This window comes from Anaerostipes sp. PC18 (genome assembly GCF_039789045.1).
In the GTDB taxonomy this organism is placed as follows: Bacteria; Bacillota; Clostridia; order Lachnospirales; family Lachnospiraceae; genus Anaerostipes; species Anaerostipes hominis.
This window is the reverse complement of sequence record NZ_CP121164.1, coordinates 1958727-1980229: the sequence shown is the minus strand read 5'-3', so window position 1 is coordinate 1980229 and position 21503 is coordinate 1958727. Positions and strand designations below refer to the sequence as shown.

Sequence of the window (21503 nt, the reverse complement as noted above, 5' to 3'; positions counted from 1 at the left end):
AAAAAAAGAATACCACCAACGGAAACATTGGTGGTAAAGTGGAGGGTTTAAGAAAATTGTTTTTTCATTCTTTTCAGTTTGCATATCATTTCCAGGGCATTATTCTCGGCAGTCCGTAGAGAAGTAACCAGTTTGTCGCACACAGCAATAATTTCGTCATCCTTATTGGGAGTATCCAAAACTTCTTTGATATCAATCCCGGGATTTTTTGACAGGTGGCCGAGCAGACGCAGAATAGACTCCAAAGAATAATTTGCACACCGCAGGGAGCGAATGATTTTGAGCCTCTGTATATCCTGACTCGTATATATGCGATAGCCATTTTGCCTGCGTTTTACAGTCAAAAGGCCGTTCATTTCCCAATTTCTCAGAGCATCCATAGAAATGCCGAGATACCGGGATACTTCCCTGCGTTTCATGGGATGAGTATGTTCCTGTGATTCTCCGGCTAAAATCTCTGTTACAATTTCAACTGCCTCTTCGGCATTGGCGTGTTCCTTTCTGATCTGTGCCAGGTATTCTTCTGCCAGTACCAGAGCCTTGGAAAAATCACAGGATGCCGCTGTTTTTACGATCTGGACAGCCTTTTTCCTCAGCCCGTTTTGCAGTACCTCCATTTGAAAAGCCAGACGGGCCAGTCGGAACTGTTCGATATGGAGATCGGTAAAAATGCGGTATCCATTGTTCTGCCGCTCCGGTTTTGGGATCAGTCCCGCTTTTTCGTACAGCCGGACGGTATTGGGATGAATTCCTATGAGTTTTGCAACCTCAGATGTTTTATAAGTTTTCATGAAAAAACCTCCATTCATAGCTTTAGAATAACACAGATCAGAAGTATGGTGATATAGTGGAGGGTTTTGGATTTCACATTATAATTTTCTTATGGAATAAAAAATGACATTGGTTTTATTGTTTCCAATGTCATTTTTATCTGATCTGATTGGGGATGTCTGCGCCGGCAGACATGTCCGTTTAATTAAATCCAATGAACTTCCGGGCTGCTTTGTAAGCTGCGATGACAACTTTCCGGCCTCCATAGCCCGGGAGATTGACTGCATTTCCAACAAGAGAGCCCCGGATCTGGCGGTACAGTTTTGTATTTTTTGATTTCAGGTACTTCCAGAGTTCTTTTTTCATCTGAAGATGCTCCGGTATGCCGGATTTGATGGCAATGACAGATGACACAGTCATGATGATACTCAGATAGTGTTTCATGTAGCGGTATAACGGCTTGTTCACCAGTTCAAAGCTGCTCATATAATCGATCATGGCTTTGGTGACAAAAAACTGCTGGTCGATCCGTTTGATCATATTGGCTTCGTTGACAGACTGGTCGTCCCTTCCGATGAAGTAGCGGTAAAAATTTACATCCAGATAGTAAATGGTCTTCACATATGGAAGCGGTTTGAAAACGTAAAGGTTGTCTACATAAAAAGTATGTTCCGGCAGGCACAGGCGGCACTCATGGAGAAGAGAAGTACGGTAAATGACGGAGTGCATGAGAATGTACTGGCTCAGAGGAAAACGCTTTACATCGTCCCATGTAAAAATCTGTTCAACCGGGATCGTATGGCGGTAATGAATCACGGTTTTTCTCTTTACACCCTGTTTCTCATAGACATAGTTGGACATAAACATGTCTATGATGGTTCCCTGACGGTAAAATGTCTCTAATTGATTGAAGATTTCTTCATAAGCATGTTCGCTGACCCAGTCATCACTGTCCACGACCTTAAAATAAATCCCTTTGGCATGAGCGATACCAGTGTTTACCGCACCGCCGTGGCCTTTGTTCTTTTGATGGATCGCCCGGCAGATACCGGGATATTTGTTTTCATATTCATCGGCGATCATGCCGGTATTGTCCGTGGAACCATCGTCGATGATGAGGATCTCAACTTTGTCACCTCCGGTCAACAATGTATCTATGCAGTGTCTCATATATTCCTGGGAATTATAGCATGGCACAGCAAACGATATTAATTTCATCTTGTTACCTCCTAAAAATGGTACTTAGTCTATTATAACAAATATTTGTAAAAATACCATGGCATTTTCACTCGGTTTCTTCTGACAAGGTCTCCCATTCTTCATAAAGGGTTTCCAGATGTTCCTCATTCCGGGCTTTGGCAGTGGAGAGTTCCAGCAGTTTCTTTGTATTGACTGCGTTCTCCGGCAGGCACATTTCTTCGTCAAGTTTTGTGTTTTCCGCCTCCAGTTCCTCGATTTCCTGTTCTATTTTTTTCAGGCGGTTTTCTCTTTTCCGCCGTTTTGCGTCTTTCTCCTTTTGCTTCTGCCAGATCAGCTTCGTATCGGATACAGACTCAGTTTCAGCATCCTGTACCTCTTTCGTGCCTTCCTTTTCCTTTTCTAAAAGATAGTGCTGGTAGTCACCCGGATAAGAGTGAAGACCGTCTTTCGGAGAGAGTTCAAGAATTCTTGTAGCCGTTTTGTTTATGAAATACCGGTCATGGGATACGTAAAGAACCGTGCCTGTGTATTGGGTCAGGGCGGATTCCAGGATTTCCTTGGAGTGAATGTCCAAGTGGTTGGTAGGCTCGTCAAGAATCAGGAAATTGGCATGGGATAACATAAGTTTCGCAAGAGATACCCGCCCCTTTTCCCCACCGCTTAAGGAAGAAACAAGTTTAAATACATCTTCTCCCTTAAAAAGGAAAGCGGCCAGTGTATTTCTGATTTTTGTGTTGGTCAGTTCCGGAAAGGAATCAGATATCTCCTCGAAGATTGTCTTATCCGGATGCAGGTTGTCCTGTGCCTGGTCGTAATATCCGATGGATACTTGGGAACCGAGCCTGATCAGTCCTTTGTTTTTAGGCATTTGTTTGCAGATGATTTTCAACATCGTAGTCTTTCCGGTTCCATTGGCGCCGATCAATGCCACGCGCTCGCCGCGGAATATTTCAAAATTTATATCGGAAAACAGCGTATGCGGCCCGAAACTTTTTTCCAGATGTTCCACCGTTAAGACATCGTTTCCGCTGACAACCGACGGTTCGATAGCAAAGCGCATTTTCCCGTCGATCTCCACAGGCTTTTCGATGACATCAATTTTGTTCAGCATCTTTTCACGGCTCTCGGCCCGGCGGATGGATTTTTCCCGGTTAAACTGCTTTAGTTTTTCGATGACCGCCTTCTGGTGCCGGATCTCCTGCTGCTGGTTTTCGTACTCCTTTAAGCGGATCGCCTTTACCTGATCCCTTTTCTTAATAAAAGAAGTGTAGTTGCCGTCAAAGAGCATCGCATGCCCCGCCTCGATCTCCATCACCTTGTTGACGATCTTGTCCAGGAAATACCGGTCATGGGAGACCAGGATGACAGCGCCCTCATAGTGGCTTAAATAGTTTTCCAGCCATTGGATTGACTCAACATCCAGATGATTGGTAGGCTCATCCAGGAGAAGAATCTCGGGCTTCATCAGCAGAAGTTTTCCGAGAGCTACCCTTGTCTTTTGTCCTCCGGACAGTGTCTCAATCATTTTTTGAAAGTCTTCCTCTTTAAACCCGAGTCCTTTTAAGATTCCTGCGATCTCACTTTCATAGGCAAAACCGTTTTTCTGTTCAAATAAATGAGTGGTCCTGGTGTATTCCTCCATCTTTTCTTCGAGCTCTGCGCCGCTTAAATGCTTCATCATATGCTCCAGAGAGCGGAGTTTTTTGTCCAGTTCGATCACATCTTGTTTTATGGTCAAAAGCTCTTCATAAATGGTGCGGGAAGAAGTATGGTCCTGATGCTGTGCGAGATAGCCGATATCGGCGTCCTTCTTTTTGTGGATCTCCCCTTCGTCGGGTGTCATCTGATCCATGATGATCTTGAGCAGGGTGGACTTTCCGGCGCCGTTTAAGCCGATGACGGCGAGCCGGTCCTTCTCATTGATATGAAAGGAAATTCCTTTCAGGACTTCCTGGTCGACAAATGTTTTATGTATATTCTGACAAGATAAAACCATAGTGCACTCCTTCAAAATTTCTAAGCTGTAAAAATTCTTTTTAAGCATAACATAATTTCTGAAAAAACGCACCGAAAAGTTTGACAGTTATTAGACAATCTTATATAATTTATTTAATTTGAGTAGTTAATAAAATAAGTGGGAGGGTAATAATGTCATCAATGGATAAGAATATATCACCGGCAGTTATAAAGAGATTACCTAGATATTACCGTTATTTGGGGGCTTTGAAAGCAAAAAATATTACGAGGATCTCATCCAAAGAGCTGAGCGAGAGAATGAAAGTAACTGCATCCCAGATCCGACAGGACCTGAATAACTTTGGAGGTTTCGGGCAGCAGGGATACGGTTACAATGTAGAAAACCTTTACGTGGAGATCGGCAAGATCCTGGGGCTTGACAAGAGCAATCAGATGATCATTGTCGGTGCCGGAAATCTGGGGCAGGCATTGGCCAATTATCAGGATTTCAACAATAACAGCATTGGTTTTCAGGTGATCGCACTGTTCGATGTAAATCCGAAGCTGATCGGCATCACGGTGCACGGAGTAGAAGTGCACGATATTGACGATATGGAAGAGTTTATAAAGAATCATGAGATCAAGATCGCAGCCCTCACGCTTCCGCAGGACCAGGCGCCGAAGATTGCCAAAGATCTTGTGTCCTGGGGCATCAAAGGATTTTGGAACTTTGCTCCTGTGGATCTCACGCTGCCAGACAGTGTGACCGTGGAGAATGTCCATCTGGCAGAAAGTCTCATGACGCTGACTTACAATATTCACAGCAGGGAAGACGGCGAGGGCGCGGAGTAAAGACGGGAGGAACGCCATGATTGTCGGTATAGGAACTGACCTGATAGAAATCGGGCGGGTACAGAAGATGGTGGAGAGAAAGAACCGCCTAAGCCGGATTTTTTCAGAAGAGGAACTGGCATACGCAGGTTTAAACAGTACGACTCTTGCTGGTAATTTTGCAGTTAAAGAAGCCGTTTCCAAAGTATTTGGAACCGGCTTCTTCGGATTGGAGCCCTATGAGATCGGAGTGTTCCGGGATTCAAAAGGAGCGCCTTATGTGAAACTGACAGGCAGAGCCGAAAAGCTGGCATCGGATATGCAGATTACGAAATTTCATGTGTCGGTTACGAACACAGGGGGGCTGGCACAGGCTTTTGTCATAGGAGAGTGTCTATGAAATATGTTTTGAAAAATCAGGAAATGCAGGATGTTGATAAAGAGACCATACAGCAGATCGGAATGCCGGGTCTTGTGCTGATGGAGCGGGCCAGCGAAAAAATTGCCCGAAGGCTCATGGAAACGGTCAGAAAAAGTGACAGGATACTTTCTGTGGCAGGATGCGGAAATAACGGGGGAGATGCGCTGGCTGCGGCCAGAATCCTTCTGGAGGAAGGATATTCTGTGGATTTCACAGTCGTGGGGGAGCTGTCCAAGGCATCCGGAGATTTAAAGACGCAGTATGATATCCTTACCCGTCTTGGGTATGAGCAAAAAAAAGAAATAGATTATAACGGCTATGACTGGATTTTGGAAGGAATGTTCGGCGTAGGCCTTTCCAGGGAGATAGCGGGGATATATCGGACCGTTGTGGAGAGGATCAATGAAAGCAGAGCCAGAGTCATGTCGGTCGATATTCCCTCCGGCATCAGCGGGGATACGGGGAAAGTCCTTGGATGCGCCGTCAGGGCAGACGCTACGGTGACGTTCGGCGGGCCCAAGGCAGGACATCTGCTCTATCCGGGAAGAGAATATGCGGGACGGCTGTATGTAGAAAAGATAGGTTTCTTTGATTCCGTTTTAAAGAAGCATGCAGGGGGATTCACATACGACAGGGAAGATCTAAAGAGGCTTCCGGGCCGTTTTGCGGATTCTCACAAGGGCACCTACGGAAAAGTCCTGATCATAGCAGGAAATGAGACGATGTCAGGGGCTGCTTTTTTTTCGGCAAAGAGTGCTCTGCGCATGGGCAGCGGACTGGTAAAGGTGATTTCCTGTGAAGCCAACCGTCCGATTCTGCAGTCTATGCTTCCGGAAGTACTGTTCGGAACATATGAGAATGTAAAAAAAGCCCTTGAATGGTGTGACTGTATCTTATTCGGACCTGGAATGGGAGTCTCAGAGCGGACCAAAGAATTATTGGAAGAGGTTTTACAGTGTGGAAAGAAACCTCTTTTGCTGGATGCCGACGGCCTGAATACGGTCAGCCGTTATGGAATGGAGATCGATTATCCGGCAGGGTGTGTTCTCACACCGCATCTCCTGGAAGCTGCAAGGCTTCTTGAAATATCCGCAGAGCAGGTGAAAGAAAGTTTGACGGATGCGGGGCAGAGGCTTTCGGACAGATTCCGCGGCACTGCTGTGCTGAAGGATGCGGCGACGCTCGTAGTGTCAGCCGACCGGCCCGTTTATTATAACAGCAGCGGCAACAACGGAATGGCCACAGGGGGGAGCGGAGACGTGTTAAGCGGCATGATCGCAAGTCTCCTCGGGAGAGGCATGGGATGTTTGGAAGCTGCGGTTCTGGGCGTCTATGTCCACGGGCTTGCAGGAGACCATGCTGCAGAAATTTTGGGATACGACAGCATGCTGGCATCAGACATCATCGACGCGGTCAGCAGTGTTTTAGGAGGAATCAGCAATGAATCAATATTATAGAGTATATGCAGCCATCGACCTGGATGCGATCTGCCAAAATATCAGCGAGATAAAGAAAATTGTGGGGCCGGATACAAAGATCATGCCGGTGATCAAGGCCGACGGCTACGGACACGGGGCAGTCCCGGTGGCGAAGGCATTGAATAAGATCGGCGTCGACGGTTTTGCGGTGGCGATCATTGAGGAAGGGATCGCACTGAGAAAACAGGGGATCACAAAACCGATCTTAATTCTTGGATATACTTCGGAATATCAGTATGCTTCTTTGATCCAGCACGAAATTGAACAGACGGTATTTTCTTATGAGATGGCGGAGGCGATCTCTAAATTTGCGGTTACGATGAAGAAGGAAGCCAAGATACATATCAAAGTGGATACCGGAATGAACAGGATCGGTTTTAAGCCCACGGAAGAATCTGTCGGGCAGGTACAGCGTATCCGGAAGCTTCCGAATATTAAGATCCAGGGGATTTTTACTCATTTTGCATGTGCGGACGAGGAGGAGAAGACATCAGCCAGACACCAGAAGGAACTGTTTGATCAGTTTGTCTCAAAGATTGAAGAAAAAGGGATCAAGATCCCGGTCAAGCACGTCTCCAACAGCGCAGCCATCATGGACCTTTGTGAATGCCGCATGGATATGGTGCGCTCCGGCATCATCACCTATGGACTGTACCCATCCGAAGAAGTGGATAAGTCGGCCATTGATTTAAAGCCGGCACTTTCCCTGATCAGCCATGTGATCCATGTAAAGGAAGTGGGACCGGGAGAAGGGGTCAGTTACGGCTCAACGTTCGTTACGGACAGGAAGACCAGGATCGCGACGATACCGGTAGGTTACGCTGACGGCTATCCGAGGGCCTTATCTTCCAGGGGAAGGGTCATTATCCGGGGACAGTATGCGCCGATTATTGGAAGGATCTGCATGGATCAGTTTATGGTGGACGTGACCGATATCGAAGGCGTCAGCGTCATGGACCGGGTCACCCTGGTAGGGACAGACGGAGATAAAAATATCACGGTGGAAGAGGCGGCAGATCTGGCAGGTTCCTTTAACTATGAATTTGTCTGCGGGATCGGAAAAAGGGTTCCCAGAGTATACTTCCAGGATGGAAAGGCAAAAGAGGCAGTGGACTATCTGGAAGACTGAGGTATTCTAAAGCCGGACGAAAATCGTTTGGAAAATAGGATTAAGTTGAATACTTCTGAAAGAAATGTCAATACTCTTCATAAACTATTATGAAAGAGATGGAGAGTGATTAGGCTTATGGTAATTAAGCGAGGAGATATTTTTTATGCGGATTTGAGGCCTGTTGTCGGCTCAGAACAAGGAGGCGTCCGCCCGGTCATTATTTTGCAGAACGACGCGGGCAACCGATACAGCCCCACGGTCATCTGTGCAGCGATCACGAGCAAGATGAACAAGGCAAAACTTCCGACCCATGTGCCGGTGGACTGCAGGAAATGCCAGCTGGAAAAAGATTCGGTTATCTTGCTGGAACAGATCAGGACGATCGATAAAAGCCGGCTGAGAGAAAAGGTCTGTCATCTGAACAGTTTTATATTGGAGAAAGTTGACAGGGCATTAAAGATCAGTTTAAGTCTTGATACATAGATGGACAGATTGACCTTTTCTTCGTAAAATGGTATATTTTATTACGACTGATGAATAAAGGAGATGTATATGGAAGATTTAAGTGCCGCGATGATCCTGATACCGCTGCTTACGTTGGTATTAGGTGCCGTCTTCGGCTACATAATTGGAACGAAAAGCAAAAATAAGCCCAAGGGTAAGCAAAACGATCAGACAGAGCGGGAAGCGGATGACGATAATGACAATGAATATGAGGAAGAGATCATGAACATTGTCAACCAGGGGCATGAGCAGGGGGCCATTTTGGAAGATGAAGCCAAGATGATCACCAATATTTTTGAGTTCGGGGACAAAGATGTAACCGATGTCATGACTTCCAGAAAGAAAATCGATGGGATCGACTGCACCATGTCTCTGGAAGAAGCCCTGCATTTTATGCTGGATGAGCCATATTCAAGATTTCCTCTCTATGAGGAGGATATCGATCATATCATCGGTGTCCTGTATCTCAAGGATGTGATCGACGCCTTTATAAATAATAAAGATCTGGAGCTCTATGAGATTGCCAGGGAGCCGTTCTATGTACACCAGACCATGAATCTGTCTGTGTTGTTTCAGGAAATGCAGACAAAAAAGATCCATATGGCGATCGTTGTGGATGAATACAGTCAGACAGAAGGCATTGTTTCAATGGAAGATATGCTGGAAGTGATCGTTGGAAATATCCTGGATGAGTATGATGTGGAAGACAGGGAGATCACAAAGCTTGGTTGGGCCGATATTTTCCTGATGCGGGGAAGCACGAGACTTGAAAAGATCGAGGAAGTGCTCGGCATCGAGTTTGAAGTAGAAGAGATTGAAACGCTGAGCGGATTTTTGGTAGACCAGTTGGGCCATCTTCCGGAACAGGGAGAAGAAGTGGAGATCATTTATGAAGGATGGTCTTTTAAATCCGTGGATATTCACGACAACGTGATCAAACAGGTAAAAGTGGAGAAAAAGCATACAAAAAAAGAAGAAAATGATTCAGAGAAGGAGTAAATACAGTTATGTCAGGACATAGTAAATTTGCAAACATTAAACACAAGAAAGAAAAAAATGACGCGAAAAAAGGCAAGATCTTTACCAAACTCGGAAGAGAGATTGCTGTGGCGGTGAAAGAAGGCGGTGCGGACCCGGAAAATAACAGCCGGCTCCGTGATATTATCGCTAAGGCAAAGGCCAACAATATGCCCAATGACACCATTGACCGAAGCATCAAAAAAGCTGCGGGCGATGCAAACGCCGTCAACTATGAGGCTATTACATATGAAGGATACGGCCCGAGCGGAGTTGCGATCATCGTAGAGGCTCTGACAGACAACAAAAACAGGACTGCCTCCAATGTCCGGAGTGCCTTTACCAAAGGAAACGGAAGCATCGGGACACCGGGCTGTGTCTCCTACAATTTTGAGAAAAAGGGCCAGATCATTATCGCAAAAGAGGATTGTCAGATGGATGAGGACGATCTCATGATGACTGCGCTGGATGCGGGAGCAGAGGATTTTGCCGCAGAGGAAGACAGCTATGAGATCGTTACGGACCCGGATGATTTTTCTAAAGTCAGGGAGGCCCTGGAAGCGGAGTCCATCGAGATGGCCAGTGCGGAAGTCACCATGATCCCGAACACCATGGTAGAGCTGGTTTCTGAGGATGATATCAAGAATCTGCAGAAGACGCTGGATCTGCTGGAAGAAGATGATGACGTCCAGGATGTCTGGCATAACTGGAACGAATAGACTGTACAGACCGAACAGAGACCTTTCATTATGCATTTATGTCATGATGAAGGGTCTTTTTATGATATAATTAAGAAGATGATATATCATGCAGATCCGGGAAGGTGCCATCAGGGGAACCGGCAGGGCTGTGATCAAAGTATCTGTTCCTGAATCGGGCATTTATAGCAGTGCTTCTAAAAATATTACGGTCAATGCGGCACCGAAGCGTCCTTCATTCAGCATTAAGAATATAAAAGGGAAAAAATTAAGGATCAGCTGGAAAAAGGATAAAAGGCCAAGCGGTTATGAGATCTGTACAGCGTCCAACTCAGAATTTAAAAATCAGAAAGTAAACTTTGTATGGATTTTGATCTCCTATGAGATACTAATAACCTTAATCTTTCAGGATTATATGAAAGAAGACAGGACGAATTTTCTTTGTGAACATCCTGTGATTTTTTCTAAAATAACTATAAAATCTATTGATTTTATAACAGCTTGAAGATATAATGCATGTTACTGTAAAGAAAAGATAAACTTTTTGAAGAGGAAGGGATGACTTATGTTTCCGATGTATGGATTTTTTGATCCGACTTATATTTTGATTATAATAGGTGTTATTATTACGCTTGCGGCATCTGCCAAGATGAATTCGGCTTTTAGGAGGTACTCAAGGGTCCGCAGCCACTCAGGGCTGACAGGAGCACAGGCAGCTACGAAAATTTTGAATTATGCGGGAATCTATGATGTAGTAGTGGAACGTGTGTCCGGTAACCTGACCGACCACTATGATCCAAGAAGTAAAGTATTAAGATTGTCCGACGCTACGTATAATGCCACATCGGTAGCGGCAATCGGTGTCGCCGCTCATGAGTGCGGTCATGCTATGCAGGACAAAGAGGCGTATGCACCGCTCAAACTCCGCGGAAGTCTAGTACCTGTAGCTAATATTGGCTCTAATCTTTCATGGGTTTTTATTATCCTGGGTATCATCATGGGGGCCAATCAGACACTCCTGAATATCGGGATACTCCTGTTCTCGCTGGCCGTGATCTTCCAGTTAGTAACTCTTCCGGTAGAGTTCAACGCATCCAGCCGTGCGCTGAGAGTTTTGAAAGACTCTGCGATGATGTATGATGATGAAGTGGAAGATACAAGAAAAGTATTATCTGCGGCTGCATTGACCTATGTAGCATCTGCGGCTGCAGCTATTTTGAGTCTGCTGCGTCTGGTGATTTTATTCGGCGGCGGCAGAGACGATTAATAAATTAAAGAGATTTTCTCGATTTTCTGCATTCGGTTTTGAAAAGCCCGTCTTTTCGCTGTATCCAAAGTTCTTATAAAGATAAAGACACCGTGTTGCAAAGACTGGGAATAAACATAAGACGCCGTGGATTTTTGGATGCGTGATACGATTGACGGGAGCAGCAGTCTGTCTGTTTAAGAAAAAGAAGATGGAGGAGTGGACAGCCGGGAGAAACAAACCTGGCTGTCTTCTTTTGTTTCGGGAAAAGTCTGGATGCACGGATCACGGAAAGCAAAACTTGTCAACTGAATAAAGAAAGCTTAAAATAGTGAAGAGTAAGTATTCAGGAAGAGAAAGGATGATTGACATGTCTGTAACAGAGGTCAGGAGTTATTTAAAAGAATTTAATATGGCTGACAGAATGAAGGATTTTGAAGCTTCCAGTGCCACAGTAGAGCTAGCGGCCAAAGCACTGGGTGTGGAAGAAGCGAGGATCGCCAAGACGTTATCCTTTTACGGGCCGGATGGGTGCTGTATCCTTGTGGTAACCGCCGGAGACGTAAAGATCGACAATAAAAAATTTAAAAATATGTTCGGGTTAAAGGCAAAGATGCTGAGAGGAGACGATGTAAAAAAGCTTACCGGACATGAAAAGGGCGGTGTCTGCCCATTTGCAAATCCGGAGCATACAGAAGTATTTTTGGATGAGTCGCTGGGAAAGTTTGAAACTGTTTTTCCTGCCTGCGGCAGCGCAAATTCTGCGATTGAGCTCAAACCGGAAGAACTCTTTCAATGTGCAAAAGCCGTGAAGTGGGTGGATGTGACAAAGGCCGCAGGAGCCCCAAAATGAACGTAAAGATTATCTGTGTGGGGAAGATTAAGGAGCCATATTTAAGAAAACTGATCGAGCGCTGTGTGAAAGAACTGAACAGGAGCTGCCGTCTGGAGATCATTGAACTGAAAGATGAAAAAACACCTGACGGAGCCAGTGAGAAGGAGGAGGAGCGCATCCGGGAGATCGAGGGCAAGAGGATCTTAAACCGGATTCCGGAAGGAAGCATTGTGATCCCGCTTTGTATTGACGGAAAACAAATGACTTCAGACGAACTCAGGCACAAGTGGGAGAAATGGAACAGGCAGAGGGATGCAGAGGTTGTATTCGTTATCGGAGGATCTCTGGGACTTTGCAGTGCGGTCCAGAGGAGGGGGACATTTAAGCTGAGTTTCAGTGCAATGACATTTCCACATCAGCTGATGAGGCTGATCCTCTTGGAACAGCTTGTATATGCGGCAGGGATGAAGGAGGAATGATGGGATCAATATTGATCATAGAGGACAATCAGGATGTCAGCCGGATGCTGTCGGAGTTTCTCTTAGAGTCCGGCTATCAGCCAGAGTCAGCTTTTTCCGGAACGGACGGGCTTAGAAAACTGAAAGAACACTGCTATGACCTGGTGCTCCTGGATCTGATGCTTCCCTATAAAAGCGGAGATCAGGTTTTGAGGGAACTGAGGGAATTTTCGGATATTCCGGTGATCGTCATTTCGGCAAAGGACCTGGTGGGAACAAAGATCGATCTCTTAAAGCTGGGGGCCGACGACTATATTACGAAGCCTTTTGATATGGGAGAGGTAGAGGCCAGGGTCCTGTCGAATTTAAGACGGCAAAGTTCTTCCAAAGTCAAAGAACAGACGCTTCAATACAAAGATCTGATACTGTCGAAAGATGCAAAAAGTGTACTGCTGGAAGGCCAGGATGTGAAACTTACCGCAAAGGAATATGCAATCCTTCAACTGCTGATGGAGTATCCGAAGAAGGTCTACACAAAAGCAAATTTATACGAGACTGTATGGGAAGATGAATATTTGGGGGATGATAATGCAGTAAAGACCCATATAAGCAATTTAAGGAACAAATTAAAAAATGCGAATCCCTTAGAACAGTATATTGAGACGGTGTGGGGCATCGGATATCGGATGTACAAGGAATAAACCGACAAATTCTTTACCATTGATAGTATGAACTTAACCTTTTCTTTACGATTGACAGCTATACTGTACTTACAAAAGGAAAGGACAGGTGAGAAACATGAATTATGTATTGGAGACAGAAAATCTGACGAAAGATTTCGGCAGTTTCCGTGCGCTTGACCGGGTCTCAGTAAAACTTGAGCCCGGGAAAATTTATGGGCTGATCGGCCGGAACGGAGCCGGGAAGACCACACTGATGCGTCTTGCGACAGGACTCAGCTTCCCCTCAGAAGGAAGCATTTCTTTGTTTGGGCGCGGGGGTGAAAAAGCCCTGCAGGAGGAGCGGAAACGGATTGGCTGTATGATCGAATATCCGGGCATTATCGGAAACATGAATGCCAAAGAGAACCTGAGAGTCCGCAGAGTCTTAAAGGGAATACCAAACGAGGAAAATGAAGATGAACTGCTCAAACTGGTAGGCCTTTCAAAGGCAGGGAAGAAAAAAGCAAAAGATTTTTCCCTGGGTATGAAGCAGAGACTCGGCATCGCAGATGCACTGATCGGCAGTCCGGAACTGCTCATCTTAGATGAACCCGTCAATGGGCTGGACCCGCTTGGTGTGGTGGAAATCCGCCGTCTTCTGATAAAACTGTGCCGGGAAAATCATATAACGATCCTGATTTCCAGCCACAATCTGCCGGAACTCTACCAGACGGTAACAGATTATATTATTATCCATGAGGGAAAAGTCGTAAAAACGCTGAACCAGGAAGAACTGGATGAAAAGTGTAAGCGTCACATCAGAATCCGGTGTGCGGAGACATCCAGGCTGGCAGCGGTTTTAGAAGAGAGCCTTCATACGTCGAATTATAAAGTGATGCCGGACGGCTCTGCAAAGCTGTATGATTGCCTGGAACGGCAGGAGCAGGTTGTGGAAACTTTATATCAAAACGGATTGACAGTGAAAGGATTTTCCGTGGAAGGTGATAGTTTGGAGAATTATTTTATATCTGTGATAGGGGGCGGTCAGAATGATGAATGTTTTAAGGGCTGATATGTTAAAGCTGAAAAAGTCATTGGCTTTAAAAGTGATCTTTTTGATCTCCGGGGCAGGAGCAGTCCTCATGTTGATCGTGGCCCGTCTGTTCGGGAACGGCACTCTTGGCATGAACGCTGCCGGCAATGCATCCTTCCTGGCAGATCCTCAGATGGTGGCCCTTTTGGGAACAGTGGCCGCAGGAATGTTTCTTTGCGGGGATTTTGAAAATAAGACTGTTCACGATGCAGTGTCCGGAGGCATCGGAAGAAGTCAGCTGGTTCTGGGGAAAGCACTTTCTTATTTTTTGATCCTCTTTCTATTGATTCTTCCGTATTTCGCAGTCACGATCACGGCATTTTTTATAGACAGCCAGTATCAGCTGTATATCCCGTCTGTGTTTCTCACTTTGATTTGCAGAGAATCAGGAAATGCGCTCACACTATATTCTGTATTGAAAATTCTTGGGATCACGGCGGCGGTATGTGTGGTCTACGCGGGACAGCTGAGCATTTGTCTTCCGCTGGCGTTTATTTTTCGCAGGCCGGTGCCGGTCATCGGGATTGGATATCTGGTATCAATGACCTGCGGAATGCTTCAGGCAGGAGGAAACAAAGTATTTAAAGTATTTGAAAAAATGATCAGTATGACGCCGTTCCACTTTAAAAATTTAACCCGGCTTTCTATGGACGCAGAACCGGAAATGTTTTTGAAGAGTGTCGGAACCGGAGTCGGTTTTACCGTTCTGATGATCCTGGCGGCCATGCTCATTTTCAGGAGAGCCGAGATCAAATAAACATACAGGAGATGTACAGATGGTTCTTATATTGTCAGCGGTGATCGTAATTCTGGTCGGATATGTGATTTTGCTCCGGAAGCAGGTCAATAAAATAAACCGCCAGCTGGAAAAACGCAGAAAAGAAAATACGAGACAGCCGATAAGCCTGGAATTGATAGATTCCGGGCTTACAAGCCTTGCGGGAAATATCAACCGATGCCTGAAAAGTGAGGAAAAACTGAGGGAAGAGACTGTGCGCAGGGAAAAGGAGCAGAAGGAAATGATAGCAGACTTATCCCACGATCTCAGAACACCTCTGACGGCAATCAAGGGATACCAGCAGCTGCTCATGGCTACACTAACGGAGGAAGGACAGAGAGAAAGACTCCGGACCGCTCAGAAACATGCAGATGAACTGGGGAAGATGATCGAACAATTTTTTGAGTATTCTCTTTTTTCTTATAAAGCATCAGAGCCAAAATGTGAACGGATTAATCTTGGGGCATTGATCGCCGAATGTATTGCGGAAATGGTTCCGGTGCTGGAAGAACATAAACTTTCCATCCGGATGAAAGAAACAGATCTGGTTTATGCAAAAGCGGATAAGGAAATGCTCATCAGAATTATTCAGAATTTGATTCGTAACTGTCTTGCCTATGCAGAATCCGATGCTGTGGTCAGGGTAGTAAAAACAAAAAAAGCGGTTTTTTCATTTGGAAACCGGACAACGGTAACAGCAGACCCGGATCGCCTGTTTGTCCGGTTTTACAGGGAAGACCGATCAACAAGCCGGCCGGGAGGTATGGGCCTTGCCATTGTAAAACTTTTGGCAGAACAGATGGGGGGAACTGTCAGGGCCAGAAAAAAGGACGGCTGGCTGTGGATCTATGTCGAACTTCCTTCTGACGGATGATACTTATTCCATTCATCCAGGATATAACGGTTCCACAGATTATAAAATTGAAAGCCACGTGCAGCAAACCCTGAGAAAAATACAAGGACTGCAATGGCGGATGTGTACCGGAATCCTGTCAAAGACAAGGCATACCAGATAAAAACCGTCGACAGCAATGCCGATACGGTGTAAAGGAAAACAGCGTATGTCTTTATCTGCTTTTTCGAGAGACTGAGAATAAACCCGATCCATCTGCCGGGAGCGAAGCATAGAGATCTGTCTTTCATCAAAAATATAAAAAAAATAAGTCCCAGCGCGGCCAGCTTTGTGATTAAGGATTTCACGCCTATAATTACAAGAAATAAAATTAATTTCATGTCTTACCTCTCTTTAGTTTCTGACTGTATCATCATCTGTGTGATGTATTCGTCTGCACTGGAAATCACAAAATCATCTCCTTTAGAGTGTGGTGAGAACAGACCGATCGTATCATAATAGTGCAGAGTCCGCTTGGTGATTGCGTAGATTTTTGCAAACTGTGAAGTTGTCATTTTTATTGAGCGGCGATTTATGATATTTCCTCCTTGACTTCACACTTACTGAATACTTTAAGGTAATTATATACCAATAAGTTTAATTAGAATAGGAGCAATCAAATGAAAGAACAAATCAGGATAAGAGAATACATGGACAGAGACAGCATCTAAATTGGCAAGAGTTTTTCTGTACAGCTGCCTCTGCAGCCAGACTTCAGGTTATCAAGATTTTTGGATGTATAAACCTGTATGAAAAATGAAGAGATTCAAAGTATTTATCTGTTTACAGACACAAGCTGTAATTTTAAATTTTATGAACATCAGGGTATGAACCGGTGCAGGGAACATACCCAAATTTTCACTGTCCACAGCCGGCCAAAATGAAATTCTTTTTGTCTGAACAGGAGGACAGAAGTATGGCCTGAACTCTATTTGTCCAGACTTTCCTCAAACATCCGGTAGATCTGGGGATGTTCTTTTTTTACATTGACCGGCACCAGATTTTTGCCGACCATCCCGTGAGAGGTGGTGCCGGTGGCGATCAGGGCGCGGGGATTTTCCCGAATGACTTCATAGGAGAATTCCAGGCGCACCGGTGTAAGCCTTGTCAGTTTTATCCGGATGGAAAGTTCGTCTTCATAAAAAGCGGCCTGTTTATACCTGACCGTAAGGCCGGTAAGAGGTGTGATAATGCCGGCTTTCTCCACGTCTGTGTAGCTGATTCCTGAGGCTTTGATAAAATCGGTTCTTGCAACCTCAAACCAGACTGGATAATTACTGTGATGAGCAATCCCCATCTGGTCTGTTTCCGCGTATCTTACAACGATTTTTGATGTGTACATAAAATCATCCTTTCTTAGCTTTGTCAATTCTACCAGTATATAATAAAACGTCCTGATATGTCTAACCCATCTTTCATGGAATCGTTGAATTTCTTAGATTTATATTGTATCATAAAAGAAACAGACAGCAGAAAAGAAAGCAAGGAGAGCTTCTATAAAAAACAGGCTGAAAGCAACAGAGGGTATACATTGGTAGAGCTGATGGCGGCACTGGTTATTTTTGCCATCCTTATTTCTGCGGATCAGACAGAAGGCAATGTGGGGATCGGTATCCCTCTGACGGTGGAAAGACAGGGAACTCAGAATTACAGGACATCGGGAACTGAAGAAGGCAGGAAAGTTACGATCAGCAATTTTACTGTAGATCCGACGCAGCTTTCAGAAGCAAATATAAAAGATTTTTATGCTAAAATCGAGCGCACGATCAATGGCTATTATAACGGCATGAACTAAAAGGATGAAAAACGATAAGCGGGTCTACTACAATGAGAAAGAAGAAGGCTACGGCAAAAAAGAAGCTTTCCGCACTCTGGATATTGAGATGATCCAATCGGCGAAAGATACACTGGGAGACATAAAGGTTACGGTCTACTGGGAGTTTAAAAGGATGAATCCCTTGACCAGGCTGTACTTGTGACAAAAGTAAGTGCAAGTTCCAGAAAGTAGGAATATCATATAACGACCAGGTATTCTTTAAAGCTAAACACTGGCGAGCCGGAGCAGTGGATCTGGGCGACAAAATGGCAGGAGTGATTGCATGAGAAAAATACGGAAGCGGAATGACCCATGTGGAATTGATGGTTACTTTTCTGCCGCTGGTACAGCTGCTGCTGCCCGTTCGTTGAGAAACTTTCAGAGGTAAAGGCAAGCAAATATGATAGTGTTTCTATTACATTTCGGACGGTATAACCTGTGCACACGAAGAAGGTTTAAAAATCACAAGTTCATAGAATATGCAAAAGGGGAAGAAGTTCCTGACGCGGGAAAACGCCAGGTGTTCTCCGGGGATGTGGAAAAGGACATTTTAAAAACTGCCAGGAGTTATGGAAGGATCGACACCATTGCCTATGACAGACGGGATGTAAAAGTGACAGAACTTGTATATATTGAGGATGGCTACATCGTAAGCTACAAAGAAATGAAGGGAAAACCAGTCAGGAAAGTGTAGCGATTGAGCCGGATGATAGGGGATTCATAAGAGATTTAAGTAAAAGGGTGTCCCAAAAGTATTTTTATTTCTGGGGTATCCTTTTCTTTTGCAAAAGGGGGAAACATGGGACTTGTATATTTTATATTCTTCTGGATCGGAGCATCCGTCTTTTCTTTTGTGAATGTCTTGATCTATAGGGTACCCAGGAAGATTTCTTTTGTCGGCGGCAGAAGTTTTTGTCCGTCCTGCAGGACCAATCTAAAACTATACGATATGATACCGGTATTCAGTTATATTCTCCTTAAAGGCAGATGCAGAAAATGTAAATCAAAGATCCCGGTCCGCTGCCTCTTTGTAGAATTACTGGGAGGAATTTTAGCTGTTCAGTGTGCGGCAGCCGTTCCTTTGGATGAGACGGGAGCAGGCATCTACCTTTTTAAAACAGTTTTTTTATTAATGACTGGGGCTCTTTTGACTGCAGTGACATTTGTAGATATTGACACAATGGAAATTCCCAATGGCTTTGTACTGGCGTTAGCGTGTCTTGGAGCCGTGTCTCTTTTTGTGTTTCCGGAAGTTTCTCTGCCTGTGAGGGTGACCGGATGTTTTGCGGTCAGCGTTCCGATGCTGCTGCTTACGGTACTGATCCCTGGAGCTTTCGGGGGCGGTGATATTAAGCTGATGGCCGCAGCGGGAATCCTGCTGGGGGCAAAGCTTACCGGCGCCGCATTTTTCTTTTCTATGTTAGCCGGAGGGCTGTACGGAATCTACCTGCTGGCCGGAAAGAAAAAAGGAGGCAAAGATCATTTTGCATTCGGACCGTTTTTATGTGTGGGCATCTGGGCAGCCATTTGTTGGGGAAATGAGATCTTCGGCTGGTATTTTGGACTTTTGCCGTGAGATGATGCTTGAGGAGGGAAATTATATATGCCGAAATATAAATATAAATCAAAAGAAAGATGAAGGAGTCTCATTGGTTCACTCCCTGAATTTCCTTTCTCAGAGGCGATGGAGGAACAGGGGAGGACGTTCCCGGTCCTTTTAGTCAGTATGATGCGCTCTGCGGAGGTCAATGGAAATTTGGACCGTACCTCACTGCACATGGCGGAGCATTATGATAAAGAAAACAGGCTCAACGGAAAAGTCAGGAATGCCGGATTTAATGTAGAAAATGTCCTAAAATTTCAAAAATATGATTGCAAATGATTTGGAATTGTTGTAATATATAACACGGACATTTAATATACTACTTTGCATCAGTAACTCAGTGGATAGAGTGACAGCCTCCGAAGTTGTTGGTCGCAGGTTCGACTCCTGCCTGGTGCAGTTTTGAAAACCGCATATATATGCGGTTTTTTTAAGTATGACGGGCATGTCCGTGTTCTGTGGTGCAAGTCCACATAGGCGTAGCTACCGACGAACTTGTAAGCGACTCCCAAGGTTTGCATCGTGAGGTGTGGGCGAGAAGAAGGGATAGCGAAATCGTAGCCCTACGGACAGAAACCCGATATTAAGGCGTACATGGTGGGTAAGTTGACTTAAAGCAACGAAGCCCTAAAGGTAGCCGTAACCCATGTGCGTAAATCGGGAGGGTAGACGAGGAAAGAACACGGACTTATCCCGTGAGGTCTCACAGGCGGTTTCATCAGCCGTAGTAACAACGAACTGTGAGAAGTCAGCAGAAGCCATAGTAGGAGAAATCTGAAGGGCTGAACAATGTAACCGTGCAGACGAATGTATGTACCTGTGAGTATTCGACAAGCGGATGTAGGCGAAACGTATATGAGCTGTAAACGCATAAACATAGGACAAATCACAGGGAGCGGAAAGGAGTGAAGCACACAAAGTATGTCGGAATTGTTGGAAAAGATACTGGAGAAAAAGAACATGAACGAAGCATATAAGAAAGTCTGTGCCAATAAGGGTGCAGGCGGCGTTGACGGCATGGAACAGGGAGCAAATCAGAGGAAGGAGTTACAAACCTCAACCCGTGAGGCGTGTAGAAATCCCGAAGCCTAACGGAAGCAAAAGAAAACTTGGAATACCGACAGTCATGGACAGGGTAATCCAGCAGGGTATAGCACAGATAATCAGCCCTATGTGCGAGCCGCTGTTTTCAGACCACAGTTACGGATTCCGTCCAAACAGGAGCTGTGAAATGGCTATCAAAGATATGCTCATGTTCCTCAATGAGGGATATGAGTGGATAGTGGACATAGACCTAGAGAAATTCTTCGATAACGTACCGCAGGATAAGTTGATGAGCCTTGTCCACAACATCATAAATGACGGAGATACGGAATCGCTGATACGGAAATATCTGAAAGCAGGAGTCATGGTGCAGGGCAGGTATGAGAAAACAGAACAGGGAACGCCGCAGGGTGGCAATCTGTCGCCGCTATTGTCTAATATCATGCTGAATGAACTGGATAAAGAGTTGGAAAGACGTGGATTGGGCTTCGTGAGGTACGCTGACGACTGTGTAATAGCAGTCAGAAGCGAAGCAAGTGCCAAACGTGTTATGTATTCGATAACGGACTGGATAGAGAGGAAGCTTGGTCTGAAAGTAAATGCAGATAAAACACACATAACAAGACCAATGAACCTCAAATATCTCGGCTTTGGATTCTGGAAAGATTCCAAGACGAAAGAATGGAAGTGCAGACCACACAAGGATTCTGTGCAGAAATTTAAGAGGACGTTAAAATTTGCGTACAAGACTGCGAGTAATAATCTGGAAACAATGGAAAGTACCGAAGAAACGGCAGTGGGGATTGCAGAAGCTGGGTATAGGAAAAGACCTTGCAAGACAGACATCATACATGGGAGACCACTATCAATGGATAGTAACGAAAACCTGTGTAGTCAGGGCAATCTCAAAAGAAAAGCTGAAACAGGCAGGGCTTGTGAGTTGCTACGATTATTACATGGAACGTCATGCTTTGAAGTTATGTTGAACCGCCGTATGCCGAACGGCATGTACGGTGGTGTGAGAGGGGAGATTTAATCTCCCCTACTCGATTGAATAAATAAAATCTCTGCCGATGATTGGAGTCGGTC

Annotated in this window: 28 protein-coding genes and 1 tRNA gene; 23 read left to right on the top strand and 6 right to left on the bottom strand. The window is 45.1% G+C overall.

Annotated elements, in window-relative coordinates; translation table 11 throughout:
* Nucleotides 1-47 precede the first annotated feature (47 nt).
* The 3 genes from P8F77_RS10820 to abc-f all read right to left on the bottom strand — a co-directional run bounded on the left by P8F77_RS10820 (nt 48) and on the right by abc-f (nt 3967).
* Nucleotides 48-791, bottom strand: coding sequence for a MerR family transcriptional regulator (locus P8F77_RS10820; RefSeq protein WP_270430747.1), 744 nt, complete (start codon nt 789-791; stop codon nt 48-50).
* 181 nt (nt 792-972) lie between these two features.
* Nucleotides 973-1989, bottom strand: coding sequence for a glycosyltransferase family 2 protein (locus P8F77_RS10815; protein ID WP_024727246.1), 1017 nt, complete (start codon nt 1987-1989; stop codon nt 973-975).
* Between the two features lie 67 nt (nt 1990-2056).
* Nucleotides 2057-3967 carry a ribosomal protection-like ABC-F family protein gene (gene abc-f / locus P8F77_RS10810; RefSeq protein WP_287517371.1) on the bottom strand — a complete coding sequence of 637 codons (1911 nt, stop codon included), beginning with the start codon at nt 3965-3967 and terminating at the stop codon, nt 2057-2059.
* Between the two features lie 152 nt (nt 3968-4119).
* Here abc-f and P8F77_RS10805 point away from each other — a divergent pair, with 152 nt between their 5' ends.
* The 15 genes from P8F77_RS10805 to P8F77_RS10735 all read left to right on the top strand — a co-directional run bounded on the left by P8F77_RS10805 (nt 4120) and on the right by P8F77_RS10735 (nt 15933).
* Nucleotides 4120-4779 carry a redox-sensing transcriptional repressor Rex gene (locus P8F77_RS10805; RefSeq protein WP_024727248.1) on the top strand — a complete coding sequence of 220 codons (660 nt, stop codon included), beginning with the start codon at nt 4120-4122 and terminating at the stop codon, nt 4777-4779.
* A 16-nt stretch (nt 4780-4795) separates the two neighbouring features.
* Entirely contained in the window at nt 4796-5158 is a 363-nt protein-coding gene (gene acpS, locus P8F77_RS10800) for a holo-ACP synthase (RefSeq protein WP_024727249.1), read from the top strand.
* Complete coding sequence (locus tag P8F77_RS10795; protein WP_270433322.1) at nt 5155-6636, top strand: NAD(P)H-hydrate dehydratase; 1482 nt, start codon at nt 5155-5157, stop codon at nt 6634-6636. Before acpS ends, P8F77_RS10795 begins: the two co-directional genes overlap by 4 nt.
* Nucleotides 6620-7786: an alanine racemase gene (gene alr, locus P8F77_RS10790; protein ID WP_024727251.1), complete on the top strand. Its 1167-nt coding sequence runs from the start codon at nt 6620-6622 to the stop codon at nt 7784-7786. The genes P8F77_RS10795 and alr overlap by 17 nt, the downstream gene beginning before the upstream one ends.
* 117 nt (nt 7787-7903) lie before the next feature.
* Nucleotides 7904-8251, top strand: coding sequence for a type II toxin-antitoxin system PemK/MazF family toxin (locus tag P8F77_RS10785; protein ID WP_024727252.1), 348 nt, complete (start codon nt 7904-7906; stop codon nt 8249-8251).
* A gap of 69 nt (nt 8252-8320) precedes the next feature.
* Nucleotides 8321-9271 carry a hemolysin family protein gene (locus tag P8F77_RS10780; protein ID WP_024727253.1) on the top strand — a complete coding sequence of 317 codons (951 nt, stop codon included), beginning with the start codon at nt 8321-8323 and terminating at the stop codon, nt 9269-9271.
* A gap of 8 nt (nt 9272-9279) precedes the next feature.
* Nucleotides 9280-10008 carry a YebC/PmpR family DNA-binding transcriptional regulator gene (locus P8F77_RS10775; RefSeq protein WP_024727254.1) on the top strand — a complete coding sequence of 243 codons (729 nt, stop codon included), beginning with the start codon at nt 9280-9282 and terminating at the stop codon, nt 10006-10008.
* A gap of 88 nt (nt 10009-10096) precedes the next feature.
* Nucleotides 10097-10492 (top strand): hypothetical protein, encoded by a 396-nt coding sequence (locus P8F77_RS10770; protein ID WP_270433326.1) that lies wholly within the window; start codon nt 10097-10099, stop codon nt 10490-10492.
* A 60-nt stretch (nt 10493-10552) separates the two neighbouring features.
* Nucleotides 10553-11254 (top strand): zinc metallopeptidase, encoded by a 702-nt coding sequence (locus tag P8F77_RS10765; RefSeq protein ID WP_024727256.1) that lies wholly within the window; start codon nt 10553-10555, stop codon nt 11252-11254.
* 349 nt (nt 11255-11603) lie between these two features.
* Nucleotides 11604-12086 carry a YbaK/EbsC family protein gene (locus P8F77_RS10760; RefSeq protein ID WP_024727257.1) on the top strand — a complete coding sequence of 161 codons (483 nt, stop codon included), beginning with the start codon at nt 11604-11606 and terminating at the stop codon, nt 12084-12086.
* Complete coding sequence (rlmH, locus tag P8F77_RS10755) at nt 12083-12547, top strand: 23S rRNA (pseudouridine(1915)-N(3))-methyltransferase RlmH (RefSeq protein ID WP_024727258.1); 465 nt, start codon at nt 12083-12085, stop codon at nt 12545-12547. The genes P8F77_RS10760 and rlmH overlap by 4 nt, the downstream gene beginning before the upstream one ends.
* A complete protein-coding gene (locus P8F77_RS10750; RefSeq protein ID WP_024727259.1) occupies nt 12547-13227 on the top strand; it encodes a response regulator transcription factor in 681 nt (226 codons plus the stop codon). Before rlmH ends, P8F77_RS10750 begins: the two co-directional genes overlap by 1 nt.
* 97 nt (nt 13228-13324) lie before the next feature.
* Nucleotides 13325-14260: an ABC transporter ATP-binding protein gene (locus tag P8F77_RS10745; protein WP_024727260.1), complete on the top strand. Its 936-nt coding sequence runs from the start codon at nt 13325-13327 to the stop codon at nt 14258-14260.
* Nucleotides 14238-15038 carry a hypothetical protein gene (locus tag P8F77_RS10740; RefSeq protein ID WP_024727261.1) on the top strand — a complete coding sequence of 267 codons (801 nt, stop codon included), beginning with the start codon at nt 14238-14240 and terminating at the stop codon, nt 15036-15038. The genes P8F77_RS10745 and P8F77_RS10740 overlap by 23 nt, the downstream gene beginning before the upstream one ends.
* Before the next feature lie 19 nt (nt 15039-15057).
* Nucleotides 15058-15933, top strand: a complete 876-nt coding sequence (locus P8F77_RS10735; protein WP_024727262.1) for a HAMP domain-containing sensor histidine kinase — start codon at nt 15058-15060, stop codon at nt 15931-15933.
* Here the strand turns inward: P8F77_RS10735 and P8F77_RS10730 are convergent.
* From P8F77_RS10730 to P8F77_RS10720, 3 genes are all read right to left on the bottom strand, one after another.
* Entirely contained in the window at nt 15906-16292 is a 387-nt protein-coding gene (locus tag P8F77_RS10730; RefSeq protein ID WP_024727263.1) for a hypothetical protein, read from the bottom strand. The two genes, P8F77_RS10735 and P8F77_RS10730, sit on opposite strands and share 28 nt — an antisense overlap.
* A gap of 3 nt (nt 16293-16295) precedes the next feature.
* Nucleotides 16296-16466, bottom strand: a complete 171-nt coding sequence (locus P8F77_RS10725; RefSeq protein ID WP_198959578.1) for a MerR family DNA-binding transcriptional regulator — start codon at nt 16464-16466, stop codon at nt 16296-16298.
* 413 nt (nt 16467-16879) lie between these two features.
* Nucleotides 16880-17293, bottom strand: a complete 414-nt coding sequence (locus tag P8F77_RS10720) for a thioesterase family protein (protein WP_287517366.1) — start codon at nt 17291-17293, stop codon at nt 16880-16882.
* Between the two features lie 57 nt (nt 17294-17350).
* On the opposite strand from P8F77_RS10720, the gene P8F77_RS10715 reads away from it, so the two are divergent.
* The 8 genes from P8F77_RS10715 (at nt 17351) to ltrA (ending at nt 21450) form a co-directional block, all read left to right on the top strand.
* Nucleotides 17351-17746, top strand: a complete 396-nt coding sequence (locus P8F77_RS10715) for a prepilin-type N-terminal cleavage/methylation domain-containing protein (protein WP_081723810.1) — start codon at nt 17351-17353, stop codon at nt 17744-17746.
* 4 nt (nt 17747-17750) lie between these two features.
* On the top strand, nt 17751-17930 hold the full coding sequence (locus tag P8F77_RS10710) for a hypothetical protein (protein WP_024727266.1): 180 nt from the start codon (nt 17751-17753) through the stop codon (nt 17928-17930).
* Between the two features lie 237 nt (nt 17931-18167).
* Entirely contained in the window at nt 18168-18461 is a 294-nt protein-coding gene (locus P8F77_RS10705; RefSeq protein ID WP_235824599.1) for a hypothetical protein, read from the top strand.
* A gap of 105 nt (nt 18462-18566) precedes the next feature.
* A complete protein-coding gene (locus tag P8F77_RS10700) occupies nt 18567-19343 on the top strand; it encodes an A24 family peptidase (protein ID WP_024727267.1) in 777 nt (258 codons plus the stop codon).
* A 108-nt stretch (nt 19344-19451) separates the two neighbouring features.
* Nucleotides 19452-19649, top strand: coding sequence for a hypothetical protein (locus tag P8F77_RS10695; RefSeq protein ID WP_334300197.1), 198 nt, complete (start codon nt 19452-19454; stop codon nt 19647-19649).
* A 47-nt stretch (nt 19650-19696) separates the two neighbouring features.
* Nucleotides 19697-19769: transfer RNA gene (locus P8F77_RS10690), tRNA-Arg, on the top strand.
* A 522-nt stretch (nt 19770-20291) separates the two neighbouring features.
* Nucleotides 20292-20462, top strand: a complete 171-nt coding sequence (locus P8F77_RS10685; RefSeq protein ID WP_347256132.1) for a hypothetical protein — start codon at nt 20292-20294, stop codon at nt 20460-20462.
* Nucleotides 20434-21450 (top strand): group II intron reverse transcriptase/maturase, encoded by a 1017-nt coding sequence (gene ltrA, locus P8F77_RS10680; protein WP_347256131.1) that lies wholly within the window; start codon nt 20434-20436, stop codon nt 21448-21450. The genes P8F77_RS10685 and ltrA overlap by 29 nt, the downstream gene beginning before the upstream one ends.
* Nucleotides 21451-21503: the final 53 nt, after the last annotated feature.

What these genes read in the sequence shown, in the direction of transcription:
- P8F77_RS10820 (WP_270430747.1), bottom strand. Translation starts at nt 791, where the DNA reads ATGAAAACTTATAAAACATCTGAGGTTGCAAAACTCATAGGAATTCAT.
- P8F77_RS10815 (WP_024727246.1), bottom strand. Translation starts at nt 1,989, where the DNA reads ATGAAATTAATATCGTTTGCTGTGCCATGCTATAATTCCCAGGAATAT.
- abc-f (WP_287517371.1), bottom strand. Translation starts at nt 3,967, where the DNA reads ATGGTTTTATCTTGTCAGAATATACATAAAACATTTGTCGACCAGGAA.
- P8F77_RS10805 (WP_024727248.1), top strand. Translation starts at nt 4,120, where the DNA reads ATGTCATCAATGGATAAGAATATATCACCGGCAGTTATAAAGAGATTA.
- acpS (WP_024727249.1), top strand. Translation starts at nt 4,796, where the DNA reads ATGATTGTCGGTATAGGAACTGACCTGATAGAAATCGGGCGGGTACAG.
- P8F77_RS10795 (WP_270433322.1), top strand. Translation starts at nt 5,155, where the DNA reads ATGAAATATGTTTTGAAAAATCAGGAAATGCAGGATGTTGATAAAGAG.
- alr (WP_024727251.1), top strand. Translation starts at nt 6,620, where the DNA reads ATGAATCAATATTATAGAGTATATGCAGCCATCGACCTGGATGCGATC.
- P8F77_RS10785 (WP_024727252.1), top strand. Translation starts at nt 7,904, where the DNA reads ATGGTAATTAAGCGAGGAGATATTTTTTATGCGGATTTGAGGCCTGTT.
- P8F77_RS10780 (WP_024727253.1), top strand. Translation starts at nt 8,321, where the DNA reads ATGGAAGATTTAAGTGCCGCGATGATCCTGATACCGCTGCTTACGTTG.
- P8F77_RS10775 (WP_024727254.1), top strand. Translation starts at nt 9,280, where the DNA reads ATGTCAGGACATAGTAAATTTGCAAACATTAAACACAAGAAAGAAAAA.
- P8F77_RS10770 (WP_270433326.1), top strand. Translation starts at nt 10,097, where the DNA reads ATGCAGATCCGGGAAGGTGCCATCAGGGGAACCGGCAGGGCTGTGATC.
- P8F77_RS10765 (WP_024727256.1), top strand. Translation starts at nt 10,553, where the DNA reads ATGTTTCCGATGTATGGATTTTTTGATCCGACTTATATTTTGATTATA.
- P8F77_RS10760 (WP_024727257.1), top strand. Translation starts at nt 11,604, where the DNA reads ATGTCTGTAACAGAGGTCAGGAGTTATTTAAAAGAATTTAATATGGCT.
- rlmH (WP_024727258.1), top strand. Translation starts at nt 12,083, where the DNA reads ATGAACGTAAAGATTATCTGTGTGGGGAAGATTAAGGAGCCATATTTA.
- P8F77_RS10750 (WP_024727259.1), top strand. Translation starts at nt 12,547, where the DNA reads ATGGGATCAATATTGATCATAGAGGACAATCAGGATGTCAGCCGGATG.
- P8F77_RS10745 (WP_024727260.1), top strand. Translation starts at nt 13,325, where the DNA reads ATGAATTATGTATTGGAGACAGAAAATCTGACGAAAGATTTCGGCAGT.
- P8F77_RS10740 (WP_024727261.1), top strand. Translation starts at nt 14,238, where the DNA reads ATGATGAATGTTTTAAGGGCTGATATGTTAAAGCTGAAAAAGTCATTG.
- P8F77_RS10735 (WP_024727262.1), top strand. Translation starts at nt 15,058, where the DNA reads ATGGTTCTTATATTGTCAGCGGTGATCGTAATTCTGGTCGGATATGTG.
- P8F77_RS10730 (WP_024727263.1), bottom strand. Translation starts at nt 16,292, where the DNA reads ATGAAATTAATTTTATTTCTTGTAATTATAGGCGTGAAATCCTTAATC.
- P8F77_RS10725 (WP_198959578.1), bottom strand. Translation starts at nt 16,466, where the DNA reads ATGACAACTTCACAGTTTGCAAAAATCTACGCAATCACCAAGCGGACT.
- P8F77_RS10720 (WP_287517366.1), bottom strand. Translation starts at nt 17,293, where the DNA reads ATGTACACATCAAAAATCGTTGTAAGATACGCGGAAACAGACCAGATG.
- P8F77_RS10715 (WP_081723810.1), top strand. Translation starts at nt 17,351, where the DNA reads ATGTCTAACCCATCTTTCATGGAATCGTTGAATTTCTTAGATTTATAT.
- P8F77_RS10710 (WP_024727266.1), top strand. Translation starts at nt 17,751, where the DNA reads ATGAAAAACGATAAGCGGGTCTACTACAATGAGAAAGAAGAAGGCTAC.
- P8F77_RS10705 (WP_235824599.1), top strand. Translation starts at nt 18,168, where the DNA reads ATGATAGTGTTTCTATTACATTTCGGACGGTATAACCTGTGCACACGA.
- P8F77_RS10700 (WP_024727267.1), top strand. Translation starts at nt 18,567, where the DNA reads ATGGGACTTGTATATTTTATATTCTTCTGGATCGGAGCATCCGTCTTT.
- P8F77_RS10695 (WP_334300197.1), top strand. Translation starts at nt 19,452, where the DNA reads ATGGAGGAACAGGGGAGGACGTTCCCGGTCCTTTTAGTCAGTATGATG.
- P8F77_RS10685 (WP_347256132.1), top strand. Translation starts at nt 20,292, where the DNA reads ATGTCGGAATTGTTGGAAAAGATACTGGAGAAAAAGAACATGAACGAA.